Origin of the sequence: Candidatus Clostridium radicumherbarum, from assembly GCF_045310525.1 — a bacterium.
Classification (GTDB): Bacteria; Bacillota; Clostridia; order Clostridiales; family Clostridiaceae; genus Clostridium_AT; species Clostridium_AT radicumherbarum.
Window position 1 is genome coordinate 26,527 of record NZ_JBJHZY010000002.1, and the last position, 23,301, is coordinate 49,827.

20 protein-coding genes are annotated in these 23,301 nt (G+C 30.5%); 4 read left to right on the forward strand and 16 right to left on the reverse strand.

Annotated elements, in window-relative coordinates; translation table 11 throughout:
- Positions 1-10: 10 nt before the first annotated feature.
- From ACJDUH_RS09960 to ACJDUH_RS09980, 5 genes are all read right to left on the reverse strand, one after another.
- Complete coding sequence (locus tag ACJDUH_RS09960) at positions 11-562, reverse strand: manganese efflux pump (RefSeq protein WP_406765064.1); 552 nt, start codon at positions 560-562, stop codon at positions 11-13.
- Between the two features lie 133 nt (positions 563-695).
- A complete protein-coding gene (locus tag ACJDUH_RS09965) occupies positions 696-1,706 on the reverse strand; it encodes an inorganic phosphate transporter (RefSeq protein ID WP_406765065.1) in 1,011 nt (336 codons plus the stop codon).
- Positions 1,699-2,322, reverse strand: coding sequence for a DUF47 domain-containing protein (locus tag ACJDUH_RS09970; protein ID WP_406765066.1), 624 nt, complete (start codon positions 2,320-2,322; stop codon positions 1,699-1,701). The genes ACJDUH_RS09965 and ACJDUH_RS09970 overlap by 8 nt, the downstream gene beginning before the upstream one ends.
- Before the next feature lie 203 nt (positions 2,323-2,525).
- Positions 2,526-3,413: a diacylglycerol/lipid kinase family protein gene (locus tag ACJDUH_RS09975; RefSeq protein ID WP_406765067.1), complete on the reverse strand. Its 888-nt coding sequence runs from the start codon at positions 3,411-3,413 to the stop codon at positions 2,526-2,528.
- A 219-nt stretch (positions 3,414-3,632) separates the two neighbouring features.
- Entirely contained in the window at positions 3,633-4,820 is a 1,188-nt protein-coding gene (locus tag ACJDUH_RS09980; protein WP_406765068.1) for an aminotransferase class I/II-fold pyridoxal phosphate-dependent enzyme, read from the reverse strand.
- Positions 4,821-5,040: 220 nt separating this feature from the next.
- Here ACJDUH_RS09980 and ACJDUH_RS09985 point away from each other — a divergent pair, with 220 nt between their 5' ends.
- Positions 5,041-5,868, forward strand: coding sequence for an SDR family oxidoreductase (locus ACJDUH_RS09985; RefSeq protein ID WP_406765069.1), 828 nt, complete (start codon positions 5,041-5,043; stop codon positions 5,866-5,868).
- Between the two features lie 201 nt (positions 5,869-6,069).
- Here ACJDUH_RS09985 and ACJDUH_RS09990 read toward each other — a convergent pair whose 3' ends face one another.
- Complete coding sequence (locus tag ACJDUH_RS09990; protein WP_406765781.1) at positions 6,070-8,067, reverse strand: fructose-1,6-bisphosphatase; 1,998 nt, start codon at positions 8,065-8,067, stop codon at positions 6,070-6,072.
- Positions 8,068-8,387: 320 nt separating this feature from the next.
- Here ACJDUH_RS09990 and ACJDUH_RS09995 point away from each other — a divergent pair, with 320 nt between their 5' ends.
- On the forward strand, positions 8,388-9,716 hold the full coding sequence (locus ACJDUH_RS09995; RefSeq protein ID WP_406765070.1) for a CCA tRNA nucleotidyltransferase: 1,329 nt from the start codon (positions 8,388-8,390) through the stop codon (positions 9,714-9,716).
- Between the two features lie 24 nt (positions 9,717-9,740).
- On the opposite strand, the gene ACJDUH_RS10000 is transcribed toward ACJDUH_RS09995, so the two are convergent.
- On the reverse strand, positions 9,741-10,340 hold the full coding sequence (locus tag ACJDUH_RS10000; RefSeq protein WP_406765071.1) for an ECF transporter S component: 600 nt from the start codon (positions 10,338-10,340) through the stop codon (positions 9,741-9,743).
- A gap of 293 nt (positions 10,341-10,633) precedes the next feature.
- On the opposite strand from ACJDUH_RS10000, the gene ACJDUH_RS10005 reads away from it, so the two are divergent.
- A complete protein-coding gene (locus tag ACJDUH_RS10005) occupies positions 10,634-11,533 on the forward strand; it encodes an acetamidase/formamidase family protein (RefSeq protein WP_406765072.1) in 900 nt (299 codons plus the stop codon).
- A 60-nt stretch (positions 11,534-11,593) separates the two neighbouring features.
- On the opposite strand, the gene ACJDUH_RS10010 is transcribed toward ACJDUH_RS10005, so the two are convergent.
- From ACJDUH_RS10010 to ACJDUH_RS10050, 9 genes are all read right to left on the reverse strand, one after another.
- Positions 11,594-14,002, reverse strand: a complete 2,409-nt coding sequence (locus ACJDUH_RS10010) for a VIT and vWA domain-containing protein (protein ID WP_406765073.1) — start codon at positions 14,000-14,002, stop codon at positions 11,594-11,596.
- A 96-nt stretch (positions 14,003-14,098) separates the two neighbouring features.
- Entirely contained in the window at positions 14,099-15,217 is a 1,119-nt protein-coding gene (locus ACJDUH_RS10015; RefSeq protein ID WP_406765074.1) for a hypothetical protein, read from the reverse strand.
- Between the two features lie 20 nt (positions 15,218-15,237).
- Positions 15,238-16,566 (reverse strand): glycosyltransferase, encoded by a 1,329-nt coding sequence (locus ACJDUH_RS10020; protein WP_406765075.1) that lies wholly within the window; start codon positions 16,564-16,566, stop codon positions 15,238-15,240.
- Between the two features lie 145 nt (positions 16,567-16,711).
- Positions 16,712-17,062 (reverse strand): hypothetical protein, encoded by a 351-nt coding sequence (locus ACJDUH_RS10025; protein WP_406765076.1) that lies wholly within the window; start codon positions 17,060-17,062, stop codon positions 16,712-16,714.
- A 217-nt stretch (positions 17,063-17,279) separates the two neighbouring features.
- Positions 17,280-17,699, reverse strand: a complete 420-nt coding sequence (locus tag ACJDUH_RS10030; protein WP_406765077.1) for a hypothetical protein — start codon at positions 17,697-17,699, stop codon at positions 17,280-17,282.
- A 215-nt stretch (positions 17,700-17,914) separates the two neighbouring features.
- Positions 17,915-18,046 (reverse strand): hypothetical protein, encoded by a 132-nt coding sequence (locus tag ACJDUH_RS10035; RefSeq protein WP_406765078.1) that lies wholly within the window; start codon positions 18,044-18,046, stop codon positions 17,915-17,917.
- A 48-nt stretch (positions 18,047-18,094) separates the two neighbouring features.
- A complete protein-coding gene (locus tag ACJDUH_RS10040; RefSeq protein ID WP_406765079.1) occupies positions 18,095-19,420 on the reverse strand; it encodes a helix-turn-helix domain-containing protein in 1,326 nt (441 codons plus the stop codon).
- Positions 19,421-19,744: 324 nt separating this feature from the next.
- Entirely contained in the window at positions 19,745-20,683 is a 939-nt protein-coding gene (locus ACJDUH_RS10045; protein WP_406765080.1) for an SPFH domain-containing protein, read from the reverse strand.
- A 1-nt stretch (position 20,684) separates the two neighbouring features.
- Positions 20,685-21,128, reverse strand: a complete 444-nt coding sequence (locus ACJDUH_RS10050) for an NfeD family protein (protein WP_406765081.1) — start codon at positions 21,126-21,128, stop codon at positions 20,685-20,687.
- A 191-nt stretch (positions 21,129-21,319) separates the two neighbouring features.
- Here ACJDUH_RS10050 and ACJDUH_RS10055 point away from each other — a divergent pair, with 191 nt between their 5' ends.
- Complete coding sequence (locus ACJDUH_RS10055; RefSeq protein ID WP_406765082.1) at positions 21,320-23,224, forward strand: NAD(+) synthase; 1,905 nt, start codon at positions 21,320-21,322, stop codon at positions 23,222-23,224.
- Positions 23,225-23,301: the final 77 nt, after the last annotated feature.

Genomic DNA, 23,301 nt, shown 5'->3' on the forward strand with positions numbered 1-23,301 from the left:
TCTTGGATTTCTAAAAGAAAATCATCTTAATACCAAATAAAATAAGAATAACTCCCCCAAGGTAATCAGCATACTTTCCAACAACATTTATTTTTTTTAAATATCGAGAGAGGAAAAATGCAACTAGTGACATAATCAAAGTTACAAACCCAATTACAATAGTATCACTTAACATTGCCAATATATTATTAATATTACTTAATGCTGTAAATCCTATAACCATTGCATCAATACTAACAGATATTCCAAGTACAAAATACATGCTTGGCTTTATGAGCGGGCATTCGCCCTTATTTTCAATTCCTTCCTTAATCATCATACCTCCAACTAAGGCTATTACAATTCCTCCGATAAGCTGTGGTACAGAAGCTATGTATTTATTAAATAAAAAACCTGTATAGGCACCAATTAATGAAAATAAAAATTGAAAAAAAGCAAAGGATGCAGCAAATAAAAATTTATGGTTACGCTTAACCTGATTATTTAAGCCTATGCATATAGCTACACCAAAGGCATCCAAAGATAACGCCAGTGCAATTGATAGTAGTATATAGAACTTCATTGATGTACCTCCTACATAAATGCTAAATTGGCAATATTATTATTTTACTTTAAATTATATAAATTGTCTAATAGTATTTATGACACTTAGGAAAAAATAAAAGAGTAGAATCTTATTTCCACTCTTTGTAAGCCTATATTTTAAATATTGCTTTTAATAAAAATATTGTGATTCCAGATAATATTGCTGATATTGGTATTGTAATAACCCAAGCCCAAACTATATTCTTTGCAACAGTCCATTTAACAGATGAGAGTCTTTTTGACGCTCCAACACCCATTATAGAAGTTGAAATTATATGTGTAGTACTTACAGGCGCCTTCATTAGTGAAGCTGTGAATATAACTGCAGCTGCACCAGTTTCAGCAGCAAAACCATTTACAGGAGCAAGTTTTGCCATATTCTGTCCCATTGTTTTAATAATTTTCCAGCCTCCAATAGATGTTCCAAGTGCCATTGCTAATGCACAAGCAATCTTTACCCAAGTAGGAATATTAAACTTAGTCATATAACCAGCACTTACAAGAGACATTGTGATAATACCCATAGATTTTTGAGCATCATTCATACCATGATTTAATGCCATAGCTGCAGCTGAAAAAATTTGAGCCTTAGAAAACACCTTTGTAACAGTTGCAGGTCTTACCTTTCTTAATATCCACTGCAAGGCAATCATAATTATATAACCAGCTATAAAACCTATAACAGGTGATAAAAATAGCCATAATACTACCTTGTCCCAAAGATCATACCAGTTTATAACGTTAAAGGACATCGAATTATATACTACTGCTGATCCTATTAATCCACCTATTAAGGCATGAGAGGAGCTGCTAGGTATTCCAAAATACCAGGTAATTAAATTCCAAATAATAGCTCCAATTAGTGCTGCAATAACAACCTCAGGAATAACCTTATCAGGATGTACAATACCTGAACCAATTGTTTTAGCAACCTCTGAACTTAAAAACGCACCTACAAAGTTTAATACTGCGGACATTAATATAGCCTGTCTAGGAGTTAACACCCTAGTTGATACAGAAGTAGCTATAGCGTTAGCAGTATCATGAAAACCATTAATAAAGTCAAAGCATAAAGCTAAAATAACTACTATAATGGTTACAATTAAAATACTACTAAGCATTCTTCATTACAACTCCTTCAACTGTATTGGCAACATCCTCACAAGCATCTAGAGTTTGTTCTATATAATCAAATATTTCTCTCCATTTTATAACATGTAAAGCTGGAATTTGCTCATTAAATAAAGCAGCAATTGCTTTTCTGAATACTCTGTCCCCTTCGTCTTCTATTCTATTTATTTCAATTATTTTTTCTGTTAACTTCTTGCTCTTTTTCATATTTCTTAATTCTTCCATTAAACTAATAAGTTCTCTGCATTGGTTTTCAATCATTTCTGCTAGAATTACTGCACTTTGTTCAATTGTACCAACGTTAAACATAATAAATCTATGTGCAGTTGCTTCAATAGCATCCATAATATCATCCATTTGTTTTGCAATAGCATAAATATCTTCTCTGTCAAATGGTGTTATAAAGGTATTATTAAGTTCCTGCAATATATCATGAACTTGCTTATCGCCTTTATGCTCCATTTCTTCAATGTTTTTAACTTTATTTTCTACGTCAGTATAATTCTTAATTAAATCAACTAACATAATTGAAGCCTCATGAATTGTCTTTGCTGAATCAATAAATAAATCGTAAAACTTGTCCTCTCTTGGAGTTAATCTTGACATTTAAAAGTCCTCCCCTTTTCCCTAAAAACATTTATTTTAATAATTTGTTAACATTTTAATGCCAAAATGATTATAACATAATTTTAAAGCAAATAAAACACAAGATAATATTGCTTAACACAAACTTAACAAAACACAAAATTAGACAAAAATCGCAGAATATTAGTTAGAGTTTATAATATTCTGATACAAATTTTCAATCTTTACGGTATCACTATTTGTACTCCATGATTAATAATTTGAAACTCAGCTTCTTTACCTCTAATAATTTCCCCATCTATATTAAAGGCTAAGTCTTCTTTGCTTATTATATGTACAGCTTTTCCATTTTTAAAATTTACCTCTTTAATAGTTTCATGGGTACCATTTATTACTTTAGGGAATAACCCCAAGATCTTTAATCTTCCAACTCTTTTTATTAAGCAAACATCAAAAAAACCATCCTTTAAATTTGCCTTAGGAGCAACATTAATTCCCCCGCCATAATATCTTCCATTAGCAACTGCTACTAAAAGTGAGTTTAATCTAAGACTTGTATTATCTATTTTAATGTTTAAGTCATAATTTTTATATTTAAGTACTGTAAGTAATAATCCTAAAATATAAGCTAACCTACCATTAATTAAGGGTAGTTTCTTAAACTTATTTGAATTATAAGCAACTTCCGCATCAAATCCCACTGAAGCGATATTTAAAAAATATCTATCATTAACTTTACCTAAATCAATTCTTTCTTCTTTGCCATTAATAGTTTTAATCAATATATCTTCCATAGATATTTTCTTATTATACTTGAAAATACTTTTTATAAAATCGTTTCCTGTTCCGCTGGGTATAACAGCTAAACTGCTATTTGTATTTACTATACCATTAAGCACTTCATTTAATGTTCCATCTCCACCTACAGAATATACTCTATAATCTTCTTCATTACTATATTTTTCTGCAATTTCAGCGGCGTGCCCAATATATTTTGTTATCTCAATGACGAATTCTTCATTTCTTGCTTTAAATACTTTTTCAATTATTGGAATAAGCTTTAGTGTCTTTCCCTTGCCTGCAATGGGATTTATAATAAAAAGATGTTTCATACAGCACCTCATTCGCAATCATTTGTATACCAAATATTTTATACTATGCTTTTAATGTAGTACATATAAATATTAATGAACATAGGCAAACCAATTGTAGGATACGTAAAATATGCCAGCAGTAATCACAGCTGGCATAAATGAATTAAATATTTACTTCTTTGTGCACTCATAATAAGTGGAGCATATCAAAGCACGCTAAAGTCTCTTAAGTAGGTTTTAAGCTGATTTAATTTTATTCCCCATAACTCTTTCAAAAGCCTTAAGAGCAGTTTCCAATTGTTCTTTTGTATGTGTTGGGGTATAACTTGTTCGAAGCAGTGCACGCCCCTTTTCAACCCCAGGTGAAACAACTGGATTAACATATACGCCTTCATTAAGAAGTTTAATTGTAGTTACGAAAGTTTCATAATCCTCACCGATTATTACTGGAATTATAGGGGTCTGAGTATCTCCGATAGAAAGTCCCAAAGCTTCAAAACCTTCTCTCATAAATTTAGCATTATCCCATAGTTTTTTGATCCTTTCTGGTTCATTTTCCAGGATATTCAAGGATTCCATTGCCGCAGCTGCATTAGATGGTGGAATAGAAGCACTAAAAATAAATGGTCTTGAGTTATGTTTTACATATTGAATAACATCTGATTTAGCAGCAATAAATCCACCTAAACTTGCTAGGGATTTACTAAAAGTACTCATAATAATATCAACTTCATCTTCCAGGCCAAAATATTCAGCTGTACCTCTGCCATGTTCACCAAGAACGCCAAAGCCATGTGCATCGTCAACCATAACTCTTGCTCCATATAGTTTTGCAAGTCTAACGATTTCGGGAAGGTTTGCTATGTCTCCTTCCATACTATATACACCATCAACAACAATTAATCTTCCATTATTATCAGGGATATTTTTAAGCAATCTTTCTAAATCGTCCATATCATTGTGCTTAAATTTAAGCATCTTAGCAAAACTTAATCTACAGCCATCAACTATACTTGCATGATTTTGTTTATCACTTAATATGTAATCATTTCTACCTGCAATTGCAGATAATACTCCTAAGTTCGTCTGGAAACCTGTGCTATATACTAAAGCCTCTTCTTTATTCACAAATTTCGCAAGCCTTTTTTCAAGTTCTATGTGTAAATTTAAGGTTCCATTTAAGAATCTAGAACCAGAACATCCTACACCAAATTTCTCAACGGCCTCAATAGCAGCCTTCTTTACTCTAGGATCAGAGGTTAGTCCCAAGTAATTGTTTGAGCCTATCATAATAACTCTTTTTCCACTCATTATTACTTCAGTATCCTGTCCAGAATCAAGAGCATGAAAATATGGATATATCCCAGCTTTCATTGCTTCCTTTGCATCTGTATAATTAAAGCATTTTTCGAAAATATCTAACATTATGTAATTTCTCTCCCTTCATTAAAACAAAAAAATTAATTATAATAAGTCCAGCTAAAAATTATATATCTATATATTAACATATAAATTTATAAATAAATATATTTTTCTAAGAATTTATAAATTTTTCCATTTATTACAATTGTACATTGCATACTTCCCTTCTAAATTGTATAATATAAAATAAACATGATACTCTAAAGAAATAGGAGTGAGATAAATGGATATTCATAATTCTAAAGTTGTCTTAATTACTGGCGCTTCATCAGGTATAGGACAAGCTATTGCATTAACACTTATGGACAAAGGTTATAAAGTCTATGGAACTTCTCGTAATGCATCTGATGAATCAAATGTAAAAGCTAAAGAAGGCACAGGTTTTTTAAAAATGATTTCTTTAGATGTATGTTCTGAGGACTCAATAAAAAAAGCAGTTGATTACATTCTTAAGCGAGAAATAACCATTGATATTTTAATAAATAATGCAGGTAATGGTATTGCAGGCTCAGTTGAGGATACAACCACCGAAGAAGCATATTACCAGTTTGATACAAATTTCTTTGGAGTTCATCGAATGTGCAGAGCTGTGCTTCCTATAATGAGAGAACAGCAAAATGGCTTAATTATTAATATAAGCTCAGTTGCAGGACTTATTTCAATTCCATATCAATCTATGTACAGTGCAAGCAAATATGCCATAGAAGCCCTTACTGAAGCCTTAAGAATTGAGGTTAAGCCTTTTGGAATAAAAGTGTCCATGATAGAACCAGGAGACACTAAAACTGGTTTTACAGCAAAGAGGCTCTATGCAAAAGCCTCAACTAACTCAGTATATTCAGAAAAATTTATGAAGGCCATTAAGACTATGGAACATGATGAGCAAAGTGGTCCTTCTCCAAAGTTATTGGTAGACGCAGCATTAAAAATAATAAATTCTAAAAATCCTCCTGTTAGAATTGTAGGCGGTTTTTCCTATAAAGTTCTTTATTTATTAAAAAGACTACTTCCAGCAAGGCTTGTTGAGTTTGTTGTGAGTAAAATATATTAATATTGTAATTGTAACAATATTTATATTAAATTTTATTTATTAATTTAAGGTTAGGAAAGTCTTAAAATTATATTAAAAAAATTAATAAACCTTAACAAAATGAAAGTTTAATGAAAATATATAAAATATGTGGAATGAGCTTATGCTCATTCCACATATTTTATATAATGCAGCTATTTTTTACATGAATTTATATATTATTTATCTTTGTTCCTTAATTAGACCTTTTCTATAAGCTTCTAAAAGCATTTCTAAGTCTTTTATTTGAAGTCTTAATTCTTCACCTATATCTGTGTCGCCAACTCTTTTTCTTTCTACTTCTTGTTCTAGAACTACAGTTGTTGAAAGTATATCCTTTTCTTCTTCTATAGCCTTATTAGTAGACTCAAAGGGTTCATGTGATACTAATAGAAGTCCATAGGAATTATAGATTAAGGTATAGCCTGCGATACCTGTCTGGCCTTGATAAGCTTTTGAAAAACCTCCATCTATTACAAGCAGCTTTCCATTAGCTTTAATTGGACTTTCTCCATTTTTACTTTTTACTGGTACATGACCATTAATAATATGTGAATAATACTGATTAAGCCCGAATTCTTCGAAAATCAAATTGCATACTTTCTCATCATCCCTATACCTGTAATAAGAATTCTTAACTTCCTCATGTGAAGCCTTATCGTCAATAAAATATCTTTCAAAGGTTGTCATCTTATTCTTACCAAATAGAGGGGAATCAGGACCCGTCCAGAGATACCATATTATATCCATTCCATATAATTTTTCTTCAGGGTTATTCTTATAAAAGTATCCTTCCCTTGCAAGTATCTCGAATCTATCTAAAAGAGTTTTACCACTATACTGCTTGCCACTTGCCCCAATACTTACTTTTTTTAAAGTACCATCTTTATTTAGCGGTATAGAACCATGATATAATAAGTTAGAATTATATTTTAAATACATACTTCCCTTTGCAAAAAGAAAGCTAATATGCTTTTGCAGTTTTTCACTATTTAGAAATGATGACCTTAGTTTCCATATTAACTCCTTTTCCTCAGGGGTTAATTTATAAGGGTCTTTGGTATCTATAGTTGGGAAATTCGTATCATTTAACTTATATATCTTCCCATTAATATCTATAGTTCCTTCACCAAAGTTGATTTTATTTAATAGTAGTCTATCCTGCATTCCAAAGTAAGGTCTTCTATTTATGATTTCTCCTTCAAGCTTAAATTGTATTATAGCAATAGCCTTATGCATCTGTGCAATAAGCTTTAAATCCTTTTCACTATATACTTTACTGCTTTCAATTTTAGGCATAAAATTTTTACACTCATCGTTTTTATAAAATTCTATAGCAAAGGTAGCCAGAGGTAATAGATTAATCCCATAGCCATCTTCAATTGTATCTAAATTTGCATACCTTGCACATATCCTTAAAACTGTGGCTATGCAAGTATCACTTCCTGCAGCCGCACCCATCCATAATATATCATGATTGCCCCATTGGATATCTACTGAGTGATAATCCATAAGGGTATCCATTATTATATCCGCTCCTGGGCCTCTGTCAAATATATCTCCCACTATATGAAGCCTGTCAACTACAAGTCTTTGTATAAGCTTAGATAATGCAACTATAAATTCATCTGCTCTGCCGATTCTAATTATAGTTTTAATTATTTCATTGTAATATTCTTCTTTATCTATTATATCAGGCAGTTCGTGAAGAAGTTCTTCAATAATATATGAAAAATCCTTAGGCAGTGCCTTTCTCACTTTAGATCTAGTGTACTTTGAAGATACATGTCTGCATATTTCAATTAATCTATATAAGGTAATTTTATACCAATCATCTATATTTTTCTCATCCTTTAACATTAATTCAAGCTTTTGCTCCGGATAATAAATAAGAGTTGCTAGGCTTTTTATATCACTTTGTCTTAAGGAATTTCCAAATATATCATTAATCTTTCTCTTTATTACTCCAGAAGCATTTTTTAGCACATGTATAAATGGCTCATATTCACCATGTATATCAGTTAAGAAGTGTTCTGTACCTTTAGGTAAATTTAAAATAGCTTGCAAATTAATGATTTCTGTACAAGCTTCAGCAATTGTTGGATACTGTTTAGATAATAGCTTTAAATATTTAATATCAGTCTCAAGGCCCTCAGTTAAGCTTTCGTCTGTATAAACCATAGCCATAAAATCCCCCTAATATTTGTATATATTTCACAATATAATATGTATATAGTCACAATTAATATACTTTCATAAATATATAATATATCACATTAATAATTTTAACAACATATTTATATATGCAAAATTCACTTTATTTCGCTAAAGAATACGTAATATTTATTTGATGATTATTTTTTTATAGGTATTATTTAATTTTCTTTATAAAAAATTGTCTTATATACCATACTAAAAATAAATCTATGAAATAATGTTAGTTTTAAAAATTTCTTTAAATGTTATAATAATAAGTGAATTTCCTAGTTTAGAGGTGTAGTATGAAGATTATTTTAACTGAAGAAGTTAGTTATATTTTAGATACCTTAAATAAAAATAACAGAGAAGCTTTCATTGTAGGTGGCTGCGTACGGGACAGTCTGTTAAAAAGAGAGCTTAAAGATTGGGATATTACTACTAGTGCCTTGCCAGATGAAATAATAGAACTTTTTCCAGAGACAATTCCAACTGGAATAAAACACGGTACAGTAACAGTAGTCATAAATAAACATAATTATGAGGTTACAACTTATAGAATAGACGGTGAGTATTCAGATAATAGGCATCCTGATAAAGTAACTTTTACACCCTCTTTAAAAGAAGACTTAAGCAGAAGAGATTTTACTATAAATTCTATGGCATATAATAAAATTAATAATTTAGTTGATTTATTTAATGGATCAATAGATTTAAGTAGAAATCTTATACGCTGCGTTGGAGATCCAGATAAGCGATTTAAAGAAGATGCACTTAGAATGCTTAGGGCAGTTAGATTTGCCTGTGAGCTTAAGTTTAACATCCATAAGCCCACTTTCATAGCTATTATTAATAATGCCTATCTATTAAATTCAGTCAGTAAAGAGAGAATAAGAGTCGAATTTTGCAAAATATTGCTAAGTGATTTTCCAAGCAGGGGCTTAAGGATGCTTGAAAAAACTGATTTGTTAGCTTACATTATTCCTGAATTAAAAGAAAGTGTGGGCTTTGATCAAAAAAATCCCCATCATGATAAGAATGTTTTTGATCATATTTTATCTGTAGTAGACAACTCTCCTCAAGAGCTTGAAGTGCGTTTAAGTGCGCTACTGCACGATATAGGTAAACCTAGGACCTTTTCTACTGACAAAAAAGGTATTGGTCATTTCTATGGACATAATATTGTTGGCGCCAAAATGGCTGAGCAAATATTAAAAAGACTTAGATTTGATAATATTACTATTAAAAAGGTTTCAATTTTAATAACAGAACATATGTCTATTTATGCCAATATGAAAAATCGCAGTCTAAAAAAATTTATAAATAGAGTTGGCGCTGAGAATCTAGATAGTCTTTTTAAACTTCAAATGGCAGATAGAGAAGGACATAAAGCTGATGCCGATTATAGTCCAATACTTAAACGAAAAGAAGCAATAGACGAAATACTTAATAATGGAGAAGCATATAATATTGGAATGCTTAAAATAAATGGTGATGATCTTATAAAGCTTGGATTTAAACCTGGTAAGGAAATAGGCATTGTTTTAGAAGAACTTTTGAATAAAGTAATGGAAAGACCTGAAATGAATAATAGAGCTAAACTAATTGAACTAGCAAAAAATAAAAAAGCTTAAGCAGATTCTGCTTAAGCTTAGATTCTATTTTCTTATTTTCTTAAGTGTCATAACTACTGGAACTGTTATTATAACTGCCACAATAGCTTCTGGAATACCATTAGTTAAGGCAATTCCATATATAACTTTTGATACAGTTGCTGTTGTTACCTTCAAAACCTTAGCAGCATGATCTGCATAGAGAAGATTGACCATAACTAATACTCCAACAGTATTAGTTAATGTACCAATTAAAGCAGCAGCTCCAACTTTAATAATTTCTTTTTTACTAAACATATACTTATATGTATAGTAAGCAACAATTCCTATTAAGATTCTAGGCAGCACTGAAACCAATGGATTTTGAAAAGCAAAGAATAGAGCACTTGAAGGTGCTACATAGTTTTGAATAAGACTAAACACACCAAAAAGTAAACCTATCATTGCACCAACTATTGGACCTTCTAGTACCGCACCAATAATTACAGGTATATGAAGTATTGTGGCTTTAGCCATAGGCAGTGGTATAAATCCATAGCCAGTTGCTCCAAGCACAATTGAAATAGCTGACAGCATTCCAATCATGGTAAGCTGTCTAGTACCAAATTTCCTGTTGGTACTTGCTGTTGACACATTATTATTCATTTTTACCCCTCCGTTCTTACTCCCCTTAAGGATATAAGTCGAATTTTAATAATATTTTTAGTTCAGTTTCTTTCGAATACCGACTATCTGTATTGTAACACTTTTATTCACTAATTTCTACAAGTTCTCAAACAAAATTAGTCCATAGAACTTCATTGACTTTACAATTTATTACTATTATCATTACATTAAAAGCCTTCTTATTTTATAAGCACAATAAGTAAAGCGAAGGGCTAAATATTTTATAATTGTGTAATTCAGAATTAGGAATTGGAAAGGAAAAGGGGGATATTATGTTTTATAAGTTATCAAAAGATCATCATACTTTCACTCTTTCAAAGGATAATGCTCCTTATTTAAGAGTTAACTCAGGAGATACAATTGAAATCGTAACACTAGATTGCTTCTCCGGCCAGTTAAAAACTTCCTCTGATACATTAGAAGAAATGGATTGGACAAGAATGAATCCTGCAACAGGACCTATATTTATTAATAATGCTAAACCCGGTGATACCTTAAAAGTTACAATTAATAGTATAGATGTCTCAGGTCAAGGAGTTATGTCTGCAGGTAAAAGTTTAGGGCCTCTCGGTGATTATCTCGATGAAATAACCACAAAAATAATTCCCATATCAGATAATACAGCTTTATTTGATGAGGTTTTACATTTTCCTGTGAATCCAATGATAGGAGTTATTGGTGTTGCACCTGCTGGGGACAGCATTAATACAGGAACCCCTGGAGCTTTTGGCGGAAATATGGATAATGCCATGATAACAGCTGGAGCTTTTCTTTACTTACCAGTATTTGTAGAGGGTGCACTTTTTTCACTGGGTGATCTGCATGCAGCAATGGGTGATGGTGAAATTGGTGAAACCGGAATTGAAATTGGGGGTACAGTTTCAGTTAAACTTGAAATTATTAAAGATTTAAACCTTAATAATCCAGTAGTTATAAATGATGAATTTTTTACGACTATTGCATCGGCAGTAACTTTAGATGAAGCTGTAAATACATCAGCTATTGATATGCTCATTCTATTATCAGAAAGATTAAATTTAAATAAAAATACAATTGCAATGCTTATGAGTGCTGTTGGGAGTTCAGAAGTTTGTCAGGTTGTAGATCCTTTAAAAACTGCTAGATTTGTAATGCCAATAAAAATGTTAAATAAATATGCTTTTAAATTTTAAAGAATATGAAAATTAATGGCATCCACATAAGTAATAACTTATGCGGATGCCATTTTAATATTATTTAATATTTGAGGACTTAAGAATTCCAAGCTTCGCGAGAGCTTCTATGGAATTTTCTTCTTTGCTAATTATAAGTCTTTCTTTAATACAGTTATCGCCTTTTGATAAATTGAATATATAAGGAGCTACTTCTTTTAAAACTATTCTGCCTGAATAATTTACTAAGTTCATTATGGCTTCATCAGCAGTTAATTCTATTTTTCCCTTAAGTTTTTCAAATATAGCATGCCCCTTTTCAATATGGTTATCTTTTAATAATCCTTTTGCAATAGAGGATTTTAAAGCTAAAATTGTAATTAAAGATAATTTATTATCATATGAATTTTCATTTTCTTCAATTGAATTAAATATAAATCTAACTGATTTTGATAATAAATTTGCATACATAGTTATATCATCCTTACCCATAGTAAAAGCTAGTAATACCATGGCTGTAGTTTCAAGCCTATTATGCATATTATCTTTATCTTCGTCACAAAAGCTTCCATCGGCAAATTGATTTTTAGCTAGGGTCCTTAAAATTGTTGGTCTTGGATATTTATAATCCAATATTGCATTATCACCTTTTTCCTTAATTTCGTCAGTTGATGGCATTCCAGTTTGCTTATAAATAAAAGTTGGAACATCAAGGAAATTACCTCTAGAAATATTTTTGCTTATTTCTTCTGATATCTTTAAAGGTACAATATGAGTTAATGGCATCCCTAGTACTGGCTCTTCAATAATTTCAAGCATCATAAATGAAGTTTCAGGGCTAATAATTCCAAATTCCTTGGAAATTTCGATCACCTTGTTTTTCATTAATTCCAAAGTGTCTCCTCTTTCAGTTTTCATTCTTTCCTCAATGGAATCAATTCTTTTTCTACTCCATATCTTTTGTATAAGATCCACATTCTCATTTAAGTCAAGTGTATCTAAATCTATGGTTTTAACATAATCTTTATTATCCACTTTCCCTTTTATAGTTATTTTACCTTCTATTTCACCTGCTACCTTTGCAAAAATTGATAGTGGTTCTCTGTCATAAAAATAATCTATAGATCTTGGGTATGTTCTTTCCACTTTCATACTTCCCCAATTAATTTCCTGAACATCTACTTGAGGATTTTCAATTCTGCTGAACTGTTTTAAAATCATATCTTCAATTCTTTCGCCTTCGTAAATAAATTCTGCTTTGCCATAACCAAGCTGAGCTAGCTTATTAATAACATAGCTGTTTGCTACAGTATCAATTCCGAAGGTAAATATTCTATTATCACCAATATTTTCTTTAACATAATGCAGAACTTGTTCTTCATTTTCTATAATATCATCTGTAAAAAGCAATATAGTACTATAGCCTGCAGCACTTTCCTCAGCTAAGGCATATTTTAAAGCCTCAAATATTGAAGCACCTTTCCTATCTTGTAAATTATTTATCCAAACAGTGGCTTTCCTTAAATTTTCTTCATTAAAAGGCACTTTCCCAAGTTCAGAAAAATAGTGAAGTTTACTTTCAAAGGCCACTATATTGAAGCTATCTCCTTCTGACAAATTTCTAATGCAAAGCTGAAGTGCATTCTTAGCTTCATCTAGCTTTGGTCCTTTCATGGAATGGGATATGTCTACCAAAAAGATGTAATCATTTGGCTTTTCTTCCTCAGCACTTTGAAGCCTTGGAAAAACTCTTAAGTATAATATTCCTTTATCATCTTCATCCATATACTTATATATCATTCCAGATGCTTCTTCTAGTTTTTCTTCAGTAAGTAGTAAAACTAGATCCTCATCAAGTCTAACATTTTTTTCTGCAAAGGTAACCTTGGCAAGATTATTGTCCTCTTCCCACTCAACATTTATATTATGGGAAGGTGATTCAATTTTGGTTTTTGATAGCGGTTCAATAAGTATATTTAAACTTGTTTTATATATGTCACCATAAATTTCATCTTGAATACTTTCAGAATTATTTACATGAGTTGGGTATAATACAGAAGGAATAGTAAGCATAAGACTCTCATCTTCGTAAACTAACATATCCATGTATGAAAATTTTATCTTTACTGACTCTCCTGGAAGTATCTGTCCAATTGTAAATTGATAGACATTAGGATAAGGCTCTTCCAATATTAAAGTATTCACATTGCTTTCATCTGATTCTTCATAAATTCTCTTTGCCTCTTCCTTTTCTTCAACTATAGCTTTTATCGTTCTTCCTCCAAGTGCAGCTTCAAAGCCAGTTATTACTGCAGTATCAGGTATTGGAAAGGTATATAATCCGTCAATATTATCTCTGCCTTTATTTTCATAAACTTGTTTTATGGAAACTTCAACATATTCCCCACATATATTACCGCTTATTCCAACCTCTTTTAAGGAAATATCCCCCAGCATAGACTTATTGCTTTTCAAACCATAACCAACCATAAATTCCCTCCTCGTTTATTTCAAAAATAAAACAATATATCCATAATTAAAACATAACATATTTATATTTTCCATTTTAAAATATTTTATGTTTTATTATATATCTTTTTTAAATAATCTATAGGTCCTATACTTTATACCGCCTGTTTTCTCAATATCTGCTCTCATCTCTTTATTAGTCTCACCGATAGTAGAGCCTTCAGCGTAAGTATACCCCCCATTAACTCCATTAATAAAGTACTTATAAAACATAGTTCCGCTTACACCCTTTTTCCTAAATTCCGGAATAACAAAAAGCACAAAGAGTCTAAAACCTTTTATTTTTTTCTTATAGTATAAAAATTTCAAAAACCCAAAAGGAAAAATCCTTCCATTCATTTTCTTAAGCACTTCATTATAATTAGGAAGAGCTATTGCAAAGGCTATAGGTCTTCCTTCACTCCTTGCAATTAAAACCAGTTTTTCATCAGCTAAGGGAATTAGATTTGCACCTTCTGCTTGAAGTTCCTCCATAGTAGGTGGAGTTAAATCCTCCCACTCCACAGGCATTGCAATATCCAATATGCTTTTAATATCCTTCATTTCATTATCTATATTTTTGAGGTTAATTGTATCTATTTGAAAGTTGTATCTCTTCATTGCATAATCAGATACCTTTTCATATCTGTCCATCTTTGCACAATCCACATCAAAGTAATAAGCAAATAAATCTATATGTTTAATTAGTCCATATTCTTCAAAAAATTTAATATAGTATTCGTGGTTATAAGAATTCATCAGCATAGGAGGTCCATTAAAACCATCCACCAAAAGCCCTTTATAATCATCTCCATTAGTTGGTGAAATTGGTCCCTTCATTAACTTTTTACCCCTAGCTTTTAACCATTCTGAAGCCTTCTCAAAAAGCGCAAAGGCTACTTCTTTGTCTTCAATACTCTCAAATAAACTAAAATAGCCATCTTCCGCGTTTTTTTGTTCATTTAGACTTTCATTAATTCCAACTAGAATTCTTCCAACAGCTTTACTTTCTTTATAAGCTATATAGAAGCTATGTTCACCACTCATAAAGAGTGGATTGTCCTTTCCTAGTAGAGTTTTCAATAAATCACCCTTTAAAGGCGGAACCCAATCTTTGTCAGTTTTATAAATGTCCCAAGCTAGTGAAATAAACTTCTTTAAGCCTCGTTTATCCTTAACCTCTTTTACATAAATCATTTAAACTCATTCCTATCTTTCTAGTGAGACAATGGAGTATTTAAACCTAAATCTGCATCATAGTCTTCACTTACTTCATAATTAAAAGTACGCTGATTTAAAATAATTTCTTTTAATAATTCTTTTTTATCATCATAAGTTTTACAGTAGCTGTTTAATAGCATTTCCATATTTGTTAAATAATTCTCTTTATTATTTAAAATATCTTCTAAGGCTTCTACTATTTCCTTTTTATTTTCAACAACCCTGCCTAATTCATACTTCTCTATCATTGTTAAGGTACCAAGATCATTTGAGGTAGCAGTTCTAAAAGTTATCTCTGGAGTTCTATTTACTAAACTTTCTATAAAAATACCTGCTGATGGCCTTCCTATTATACAATCTGCAGCAGATAGCAGTTCATCAAAGTTATTAATAAATTTTAATGGTACTAACTTGATATTTTCATTATTGTAGGAATAATTAACAAGTTCTTGATAGGTAACTTCATCTTTACCGCATATTACTACTAAATTCATTGGTTTACTTGAAGATTTGATTATAACTTTAAGTATTTCTATAAGAAATTTCCCACCTATACTTCCACTTGCTAAGACAACAATCTCCTTGCCATTATTAAGCCCAAATTCCTCTTTAATTTTAATAATTTCTTCTTGATTTTTTATTCTAAAATGCTTCTTTTCTGCTAATGGACCTATCACCTCATATTTTGCATTATTCAATTGCGCTAAATCTCTATTGGGATTTCTAAATATTGAATTTTTATATCCAAAAACAACAAAATCCTTATAATATTTTAAGACATATTTTATTTTATCCATAATTGTAGCAGAAGGGGTAAGTTCATAGGAGTAATAGGTATTATTAAAGTCATAGCTTCTTATGGCATCGCCAGTTTCATTAAAATAACATAGGTGGGTGGCATAGGGATTTACTAAATCTATAAAAATAGAAACTTCAGTAATAAATATATAGAAAGGTATATTCTTCTCCTTGGCATAGGTGCCTATAGCTCTATTAAAACCATCAGCAGTACAAATGACTATATCAGGATTTATTTCTTCAAGCTTTTTATAATAAGGCTCAGTGCTAGTTATCTCCATAAAAGGAAGAATAAAAATTCTAACAAAGAAATTTAATAAAAAGTCCACGGTTCTAATAAAATTATTCTTAATACAATAATTCCAAAACTTAACAACAAAGTTTAAACTATTATCATTTATCATTTCACTTCCACAACGTATAATTATTTCAACATCTTCACCCTTTAGCATATCCTCTAAAATGCTGGCCATTCTAAAATGTCCCATCCCCATTTTCTCATATACAATTAATACTTTTTTTGACATAGTATAACCTACCTTCCAAAGCTGGCATTATAATAATAAATATGATTACATACTTTAATTATACTACAGAGAAAATTAAAACGGAATACTAAGAGTATTTAATAAAATCACCATTTAAATAATAAGCCTGAGAAAAATCTCAAGCTTAAATTTGTCCATCTAATATTAATGCAGCTACAGTTAATGCTGCTTTTTCAATTTTAGATGCTATTCCCTCTATCTTAAATAATAATATGTTCTCGGAGTCAGCCTCAATAATTTCATTTCCCTTTATTACTGCTAATATCTTTCCTTTATTATTATTACCTTCCCTAATGAATTCACCTTGAAGATTAGCTACAATATGTCCATTTCTACCTAACCCTTCTTTAATAAGTTTGTCTTCATAGTTCACCAAAACATGGTTAGTCATACCTATAACCTCGCTAGGATTATATTCATTTAGCATGGCAATAGACCTTTTATCACTTGAAGCTCCATCCCAAATATACACCATAATAATATCCCCCTCATCCATAAGATTTAAACTACTTACTAAATCTTATGTTATGAAAACGAGAATATTACCCCTGTTCTTTTCTTAAATAAAGGTTGTCCAACATATATATGTTTAAAACAGTTATATTAAAAATTTATATTAAAAAATTAACAATAAAAATAATAATAATAAATATTATTCATTTTTAATTGTTAATCTTCACTTAAGGTGAAAGTTAAAACCCTTCATTTTTTAGCTTTTCATTTAATTCTCCAATACTTTCATGAACTCTTCCAATATCTAGGGTTTCGGCTTCAATAGTACCTCCTAAACTTTTAATTAAATCCTTAGCTCTCATTATTATGCTTGCATCAGCATTTACAATTAATCTATAATTATTATCATTAAATTCAGAAAATCCTGCATTTACATTGATAAGAGGACTCACTGATGTTAAAGGGTGCTTCCTCATTTCACTAGGATCTATAATAAGATTAGAGAGGCCATATCCATTATTCTTATTAGCAAGATTTCTTCTAATGTTATTATTATTATCGTTAATTTCTATATAAGCGTCTGTAAATCCTGCAGCTATTAATTTAGTTAATGCCTTGTTTGCTGTTTCTATTTTTATAAAATTACCGATTGCCTTCATAATAAACCTCCTATTCCTCAATCTGAGCGTGAAAATTATTAATGTTCACACTCCTTCTATTCCAATTACTTGATTATATTTTTCTCAATAATCCAATTAATATACAAAACTTGTTAAGTCACATATTAGTAATAATTCGAATTTTATAATTAAAACAAAAGAGTGTAACATTTAAGTTACACTCTTTAAGTTTGATAAGTTTTAACTTTTAATTCTTATACATTTTGAATAACTGATACTGCATTACCAACAGGATCTGGATATTCACATGGAACAATACCTGCAGCTATAATTGCGGATAAAAGCAAAATTCCCAAAGTCAGTTTCTTAAAATAATGTTTCTTCATTTCGTAAACCCCCTTTTGTTATTTTACTTATTATACCATATAATGTATTTATTGAAAATCGTTTTTTGTAAAATTAAGAGATTTATTCAAAAATATGCTTAAATCAATTAGTTTATTCTTAAATTCTGGACTTTTTTCATTTCTGCTGTCATGAATTAAGGAATTTAAGCATATTTTGGTATAAACATTAGCCAAGTATTGATTATTAGCTTTGCTTTTAAGAATATATAATACTTTTGTGTAAAGTAAATTTAAAGCATTATCGTCATGAAGGCTTGTATATATTTCCTCTAAAAGGTTAAACCCGCTAATAATATATTCAAGGTCTGAATATATTATTGCCATATCTAAGCCTTCGTTTAGCAGCTTAATGGCTTCAATTGAAAGTTTATTTTTTATAAAGACCTTTGACTTATCTATTAAGGTTCTGCAGAGCTTGGAGGCATCTCTTGTCTCTCTTAAATGCTGTGCTCTATTAAAACATTCAATAGAGTTTTCCAAATCATTAATTTCCAAGTAATCAGAACCTAAGTTATTATATATTAATGCCAAAGTAGCATCTTTTATTTGAGTTTCCTTAACTAAGATTTCTAAATATGTATCGATTGATTTGTTAAATTTTCCTTCTCTTGCATAATAAACTGCCCTTAATACTTCAGCTTGAATGATATCATATAGATCATTACTGCTGTCACATAGGGAAATATAATTATTAATATAAGCATGGGCTTCTTCTAGTTTGTCTAATCTTCCATAAATAATTGCTAGATTAAAAAGAGTATGTTTTTTAATAGTTAGATTATTACACTCAGTAGATAGATTATAGGATCTTATAAAATAAGCTAGGCTTTCAGTGAAATCAAGAGTATTTAACTTGCATTTTCCAAGCTTATTGAAAACTAAAGCCTTATTATCTTTATCTTTATTATCTTTAAAAATTTCAAGTGCATTGTAGTATTCAACAAAGGCTTCATTATAAATTGTCTTATCAAATAAAATATCTGCTTTCTTCATGTACAGGTTTGGTAAAATATCTACTACTATTTTGTATTTATTGCACAATTCAATAAGTTGTTCAATTTCATCCATTGATAATTCTAAGTTTATCTTTTCCCTGCAATATGAAGTTGCTTCTTCAGCAGCGGTTGTTAATAGATATTTTACATCAATATCTAGATCTATATCTAGTTCTTTGGCTTGATTTTGAAAAACGTTCAAAACTTTTGCAGCAGTTTTTTTGTTAAGTTTTCGCTTTTCATGTTCCACCATACTAATGAAATTTCTAGAAACTCCGATTTCCTCTAACTTTTCCTGTTTTAGTCCAAGTAACTTTCTTATGTTCTTTACTTTTTCTCCAGGATTTAAAAATTCCACAATTTCCACCTCTTCCCCTATTAATTCTTATAAAAACAATTTATTATGTATAAATATCAACCTTAATTAACATTATAATACAAAAATGTGGAAAATCAACTATTATTATGAATTTTCTTGTAAATCATTTGTTACATATATATGAATATTAATCATTATTCTACTGCAGGCATTGAATTACAATTGTTTTAGTTTAATATCAGATATATTTTTTTGTTACCTGCATTAAAAAATATATTTATAGTTAATTTTTAAGTAAAAAACTGTGTGATTTTATGGTAAAATCAACACAGTTTTTTTAAAAGTAAGAGGTTATACTTTAATTTACTTTTTTAACATTTCTCCAATAGCAGCAATATTACCAAAGGATGAAATAGCCTCATTTGGAATAATAAGCTTATTAGCTGGATTTTTAGCCATTTCTACAAGTGCTTCTACCTGTTTTAATGCAATTACAGTTTCATTTGTACCTGACTCAATTATTGCTTCATTCACTTGGGTTATGGCAGTTGCTTGTGCTTTAGCAATTGTTTCAATAGCTCTCGCTTTACCTTCTGCTTCTAATAGCTGTGATTCCTTAAGTCCTTCTGCACGTCTTATTGAAGCTTCTTTCTCAGCTTCAGCAGCTAGTATTTTAGCTTGTTTTTCTCCTTCTGCCCTAGCAATATCCCCTTGTTTTTGGCCTTCTGCCTGGAGTATTGTTGCTCTCTTATCTCTTTCTGCACGCATTTGTTTTTCCATTGCCTGCTGAATTTCTGCTGGAGGAATTATATTTTTAATTTCTACAGATAAAATCTTTATACCATATGCGTCTGTTATTTCGTCAACTACCATTAAGAGCTCTGAATTTATTTTATCTCTACCTGATAGAACTTCATCTAGTGTCATATTACCAACTATGTTTCTCATATTGGTAATTGTTGAATAAACTATACCAGATTTAAAGCTTTCAATGTTATATACTGCATCTCTTGCATTCATAGCCTTATAAAATATAACATTGTCAATGGATATCTTTACATTATCTTTGGTTATAACACTTTGCGGCTCAATATCTAATATTTGCTGCTTAGTAGAAACCTTTTTCCTAACAAAATCAACAAAGGGTATAACAAAATGCCACCCTGGTTCTAATACCCTGTGAAATTGACCAATTCTTTCAACAACATATACACTTCCTGTGTTTACGATTTTTATTGAAGCAGTTACAAGTAAAAGTAAAATAATAAATATGACTAAAACAAATAATGATCCAGCACCCATATTATTCAATCTCCTTTTCTAAATTTTGTTTTTTTACTATTAATTTATTTCCTTCAATGGTAGTAATAACTACACTGTCACCTCTTTTTATAGGTTCACCATAATTTTTAACAGTCCAATATATTCCATCAATTTTAACCTTAGCTGTTTCAATAAAGTCCTCATCTACAATAATCACTCTATTAATATAGCCTTCTTCCATGGTGGTAGTCTTTGTAACTGACCTGCCTAAATATTTCCGCACAGCTGGATAGCCTATTCCCATAGAAATTGCACTTATTGCTATGAAAACTATAAGCTGCACAGTAAAGCTATAATTAAAAATCAGGGCTATAATTGCAGCTATACCGCCAATTGTAAACCAAAGAAATAAAAAGGCACTTGTGACAATATCTATCAGTAATGCTGATATAGATATAATTATCCATAATATCAATAGCTCCACCTTATCCCTCCTTTTTTACATTGCTTTAAATTATTAATGTTGCTTATCTTTAATTATATAACAAACATTGGAAAATTCATAATCTTTTTTATCAATAATCTTCTTATTATTTTATTACTTATATTGTGATGGTATAATAATGTTGAATTTGAAAAATATATAAAAATAAAACTTGAATAGGAGCTGAGAAGATGAATTTTATAAAAGTTGCTGCAGCCTGCCCTGTAACTAATGTGGCTGATATAGATTTTAATTTAAGTAATATTAAAGAATGTATAAGTAAATCTCTAGAGGCAAATTCAAAACTTGTAGTTTTTCCGGAACTTTGTATTACCTCCTATACCTGCTCAGACTTATTTCTGAATCAAAGTCTTTATATTAAATCTTTAAAGGCAATTGAGGATCTATGTGGGTTTTCCAAAAATAAGGATATATTAATTGTAGTAGGAGCACCTTATATATTAAATTCCAGCATGTATAACTGTGCCTATGTTATATTTAACGGTAAGCTCTTAGGAATAGTTCCTAAAAGTTATATTCCAAATTATACTGAGTTCTATGAGAAAAGATGGTTTTCTTCAGGATTAAATGTTTTAAATAAATTAGTAAACATCTCCTTTCAAGCAAATGTTCCCTTTGGAATAGACTTGATATTTACTGCCGGAGAGTATAAGTTTGCCTTTGAAATATGTGAGGATTTATGGGTTACTATACCTCCTAGCTCCTACCTTGCATTAAAGGGTGCTAATATTATTGGTAATCTTTCAGCCTCAAATGAGATTGTTAGCAAGGCAGATTATCGAAGAAATCTTGTGGAATCTCAAAGTGCACGTTGTATGTGCTCATATATTTATGCTTCTTCAGGAGTATTTGAATCCTCCACTGACTTAGTTTTCAGCGGACACCTTTTAATTTCAGAAAACGGCCTTATGTTAGAGGAAAATAATCGCTTTCAAAGAGAAAATGAAATTGTTACCTCAATTGTGGATATTGATAAATTAAGTAATGAAAGACTTAGAAATATAAGTTTTAGTGATAGGAGCTTAATTAATACGAATGAAATAAGAGAAATTCCTTTTGAATTTCAAAGTACGGAGATTGTAATTTTTAATAGGTTAATCCCAAAACATCCTTTTGTACCATCTAATGAAAAACTACGAGATTATCGCTGCAGAGAGATATTTAATATTCAAGCCTCAGCTCTCTGTAAAAGACTTTCTCATACTGGTCTTAACAAAGTTGTTATCGGAATTTCAGGTGGACTTGACTCTACATTAGCCTTACTTGTAGCAGTTGAAGCTTTTGAAGTTTTAAAGCTTCCTTTAAAGAATATTATATCAGTAACTATGCCTGGATTTGGCACTACAGATAGAACCTATAGTAATGCAGTAAATCTTTGCAAAAAACTAGGTACAGATTTTAGAGAAGTAAATATTGTGCCTGCCTGCCTTCAGCATTTTAAAGATATTGGTCATGATGCTAATGTACATGATGTTACTTATGAAAATGTTCAAGCGAGAGAAAGAACACAAATTCTAATGGATCTTTCAAATAAAGAGGGAGGTATATTAGTTGGTACTGGTGATTTATCGGAGCTTGCACTTGGCTGGGCTACTTACAACGGGGATCACATGTCCATGTATTCGGTGAATTGCTCTATTCCTAAAACCCTTGTTAGATATTTAGTTAAGTATGTTGCATTGAAGGAAGTTCATGGCCAAATATCTAATATATTACTAGATATATTAGATACTCCGGTAAGCCCAGAACTGCTTCCAAAGGATAAAAATGGTGAAATATCTCAAAAAACTGAAGATTTAGTAGGTCCTTATGAACTTCATGACTTTTTCCTATACTATTTTATAAGGCAAGGTGCCTCCAAAGATAAAATTTTATTTTTAGCTAAAATTGCCTTTAAAGATTGCTACAACGAAGAGGTTATAGAAAAATGGCTGGATAAATTCATTAAAAGATTTTTCACTCAGCAGTTTAAACGCTCAGCGCTTCCTGATGGACCAAAGGTTGGAACTGTAAGTCTTTCTCCTCGAGGAGACTTACGAATGCCTTCAGATGCTAGCTTCAATTCATTTATATAATTTAATAAATCATCATGTAAAGCAATATTATTAAATTATTCCTAAAAAATTAGACACTGAATATACTGAGAAAACTG

Coding starts and splice junctions, on each gene's coding strand:
- ACJDUH_RS09960 (WP_406765064.1), bottom strand. CDS start 562: ATGAAGTTCTATATACTACTATCAATTGCACTGGCGTTATCTTTGGAT.
- ACJDUH_RS09965 (WP_406765065.1), bottom strand. CDS start 1,706: ATGCTTAGTAGTATTTTAATTGTAACCATTATAGTAGTTATTTTAGCT.
- ACJDUH_RS09970 (WP_406765066.1), bottom strand. CDS start 2,322: ATGTCAAGATTAACTCCAAGAGAGGACAAGTTTTACGATTTATTTATT.
- ACJDUH_RS09975 (WP_406765067.1), bottom strand. CDS start 3,413: ATGAAACATCTTTTTATTATAAATCCCATTGCAGGCAAGGGAAAGACA.
- ACJDUH_RS09980 (WP_406765068.1), bottom strand. CDS start 4,820: ATGTTAGATATTTTCGAAAAATGCTTTAATTATACAGATGCAAAGGAA.
- ACJDUH_RS09985 (WP_406765069.1), top strand. CDS start 5,041: ATGGATATTCATAATTCTAAAGTTGTCTTAATTACTGGCGCTTCATCA.
- ACJDUH_RS09990 (WP_406765781.1), bottom strand. CDS start 8,067: ATGGTTTATACAGACGAAAGCTTAACTGAGGGCCTTGAGACTGATATT.
- ACJDUH_RS09995 (WP_406765070.1), top strand. CDS start 8,388: ATGAAGATTATTTTAACTGAAGAAGTTAGTTATATTTTAGATACCTTA.
- ACJDUH_RS10000 (WP_406765071.1), bottom strand. CDS start 10,340: ATGAATAATAATGTGTCAACAGCAAGTACCAACAGGAAATTTGGTACT.
- ACJDUH_RS10005 (WP_406765072.1), top strand. CDS start 10,634: ATGTTTTATAAGTTATCAAAAGATCATCATACTTTCACTCTTTCAAAG.
- ACJDUH_RS10010 (WP_406765073.1), bottom strand. CDS start 14,002: ATGGTTGGTTATGGTTTGAAAAGCAATAAGTCTATGCTGGGGGATATT.
- ACJDUH_RS10015 (WP_406765074.1), bottom strand. CDS start 15,217: ATGATTTATGTAAAAGAGGTTAAGGATAAACGAGGCTTAAAGAAGTTT.
- ACJDUH_RS10020 (WP_406765075.1), bottom strand. CDS start 16,566: ATGTCAAAAAAAGTATTAATTGTATATGAGAAAATGGGGATGGGACAT.
- ACJDUH_RS10025 (WP_406765076.1), bottom strand. CDS start 17,062: ATGGTGTATATTTGGGATGGAGCTTCAAGTGATAAAAGGTCTATTGCC.
- ACJDUH_RS10030 (WP_406765077.1), bottom strand. CDS start 17,699: ATGAAGGCAATCGGTAATTTTATAAAAATAGAAACAGCAAACAAGGCA.
- ACJDUH_RS10035 (WP_406765078.1), bottom strand. CDS start 18,046: ATGAAGAAACATTATTTTAAGAAACTGACTTTGGGAATTTTGCTTTTA.
- ACJDUH_RS10045 (WP_406765080.1), bottom strand. CDS start 20,683: ATGGGTGCTGGATCATTATTTGTTTTAGTCATATTTATTATTTTACTT.
- ACJDUH_RS10055 (WP_406765082.1), top strand. CDS start 21,320: ATGAATTTTATAAAAGTTGCTGCAGCCTGCCCTGTAACTAATGTGGCT.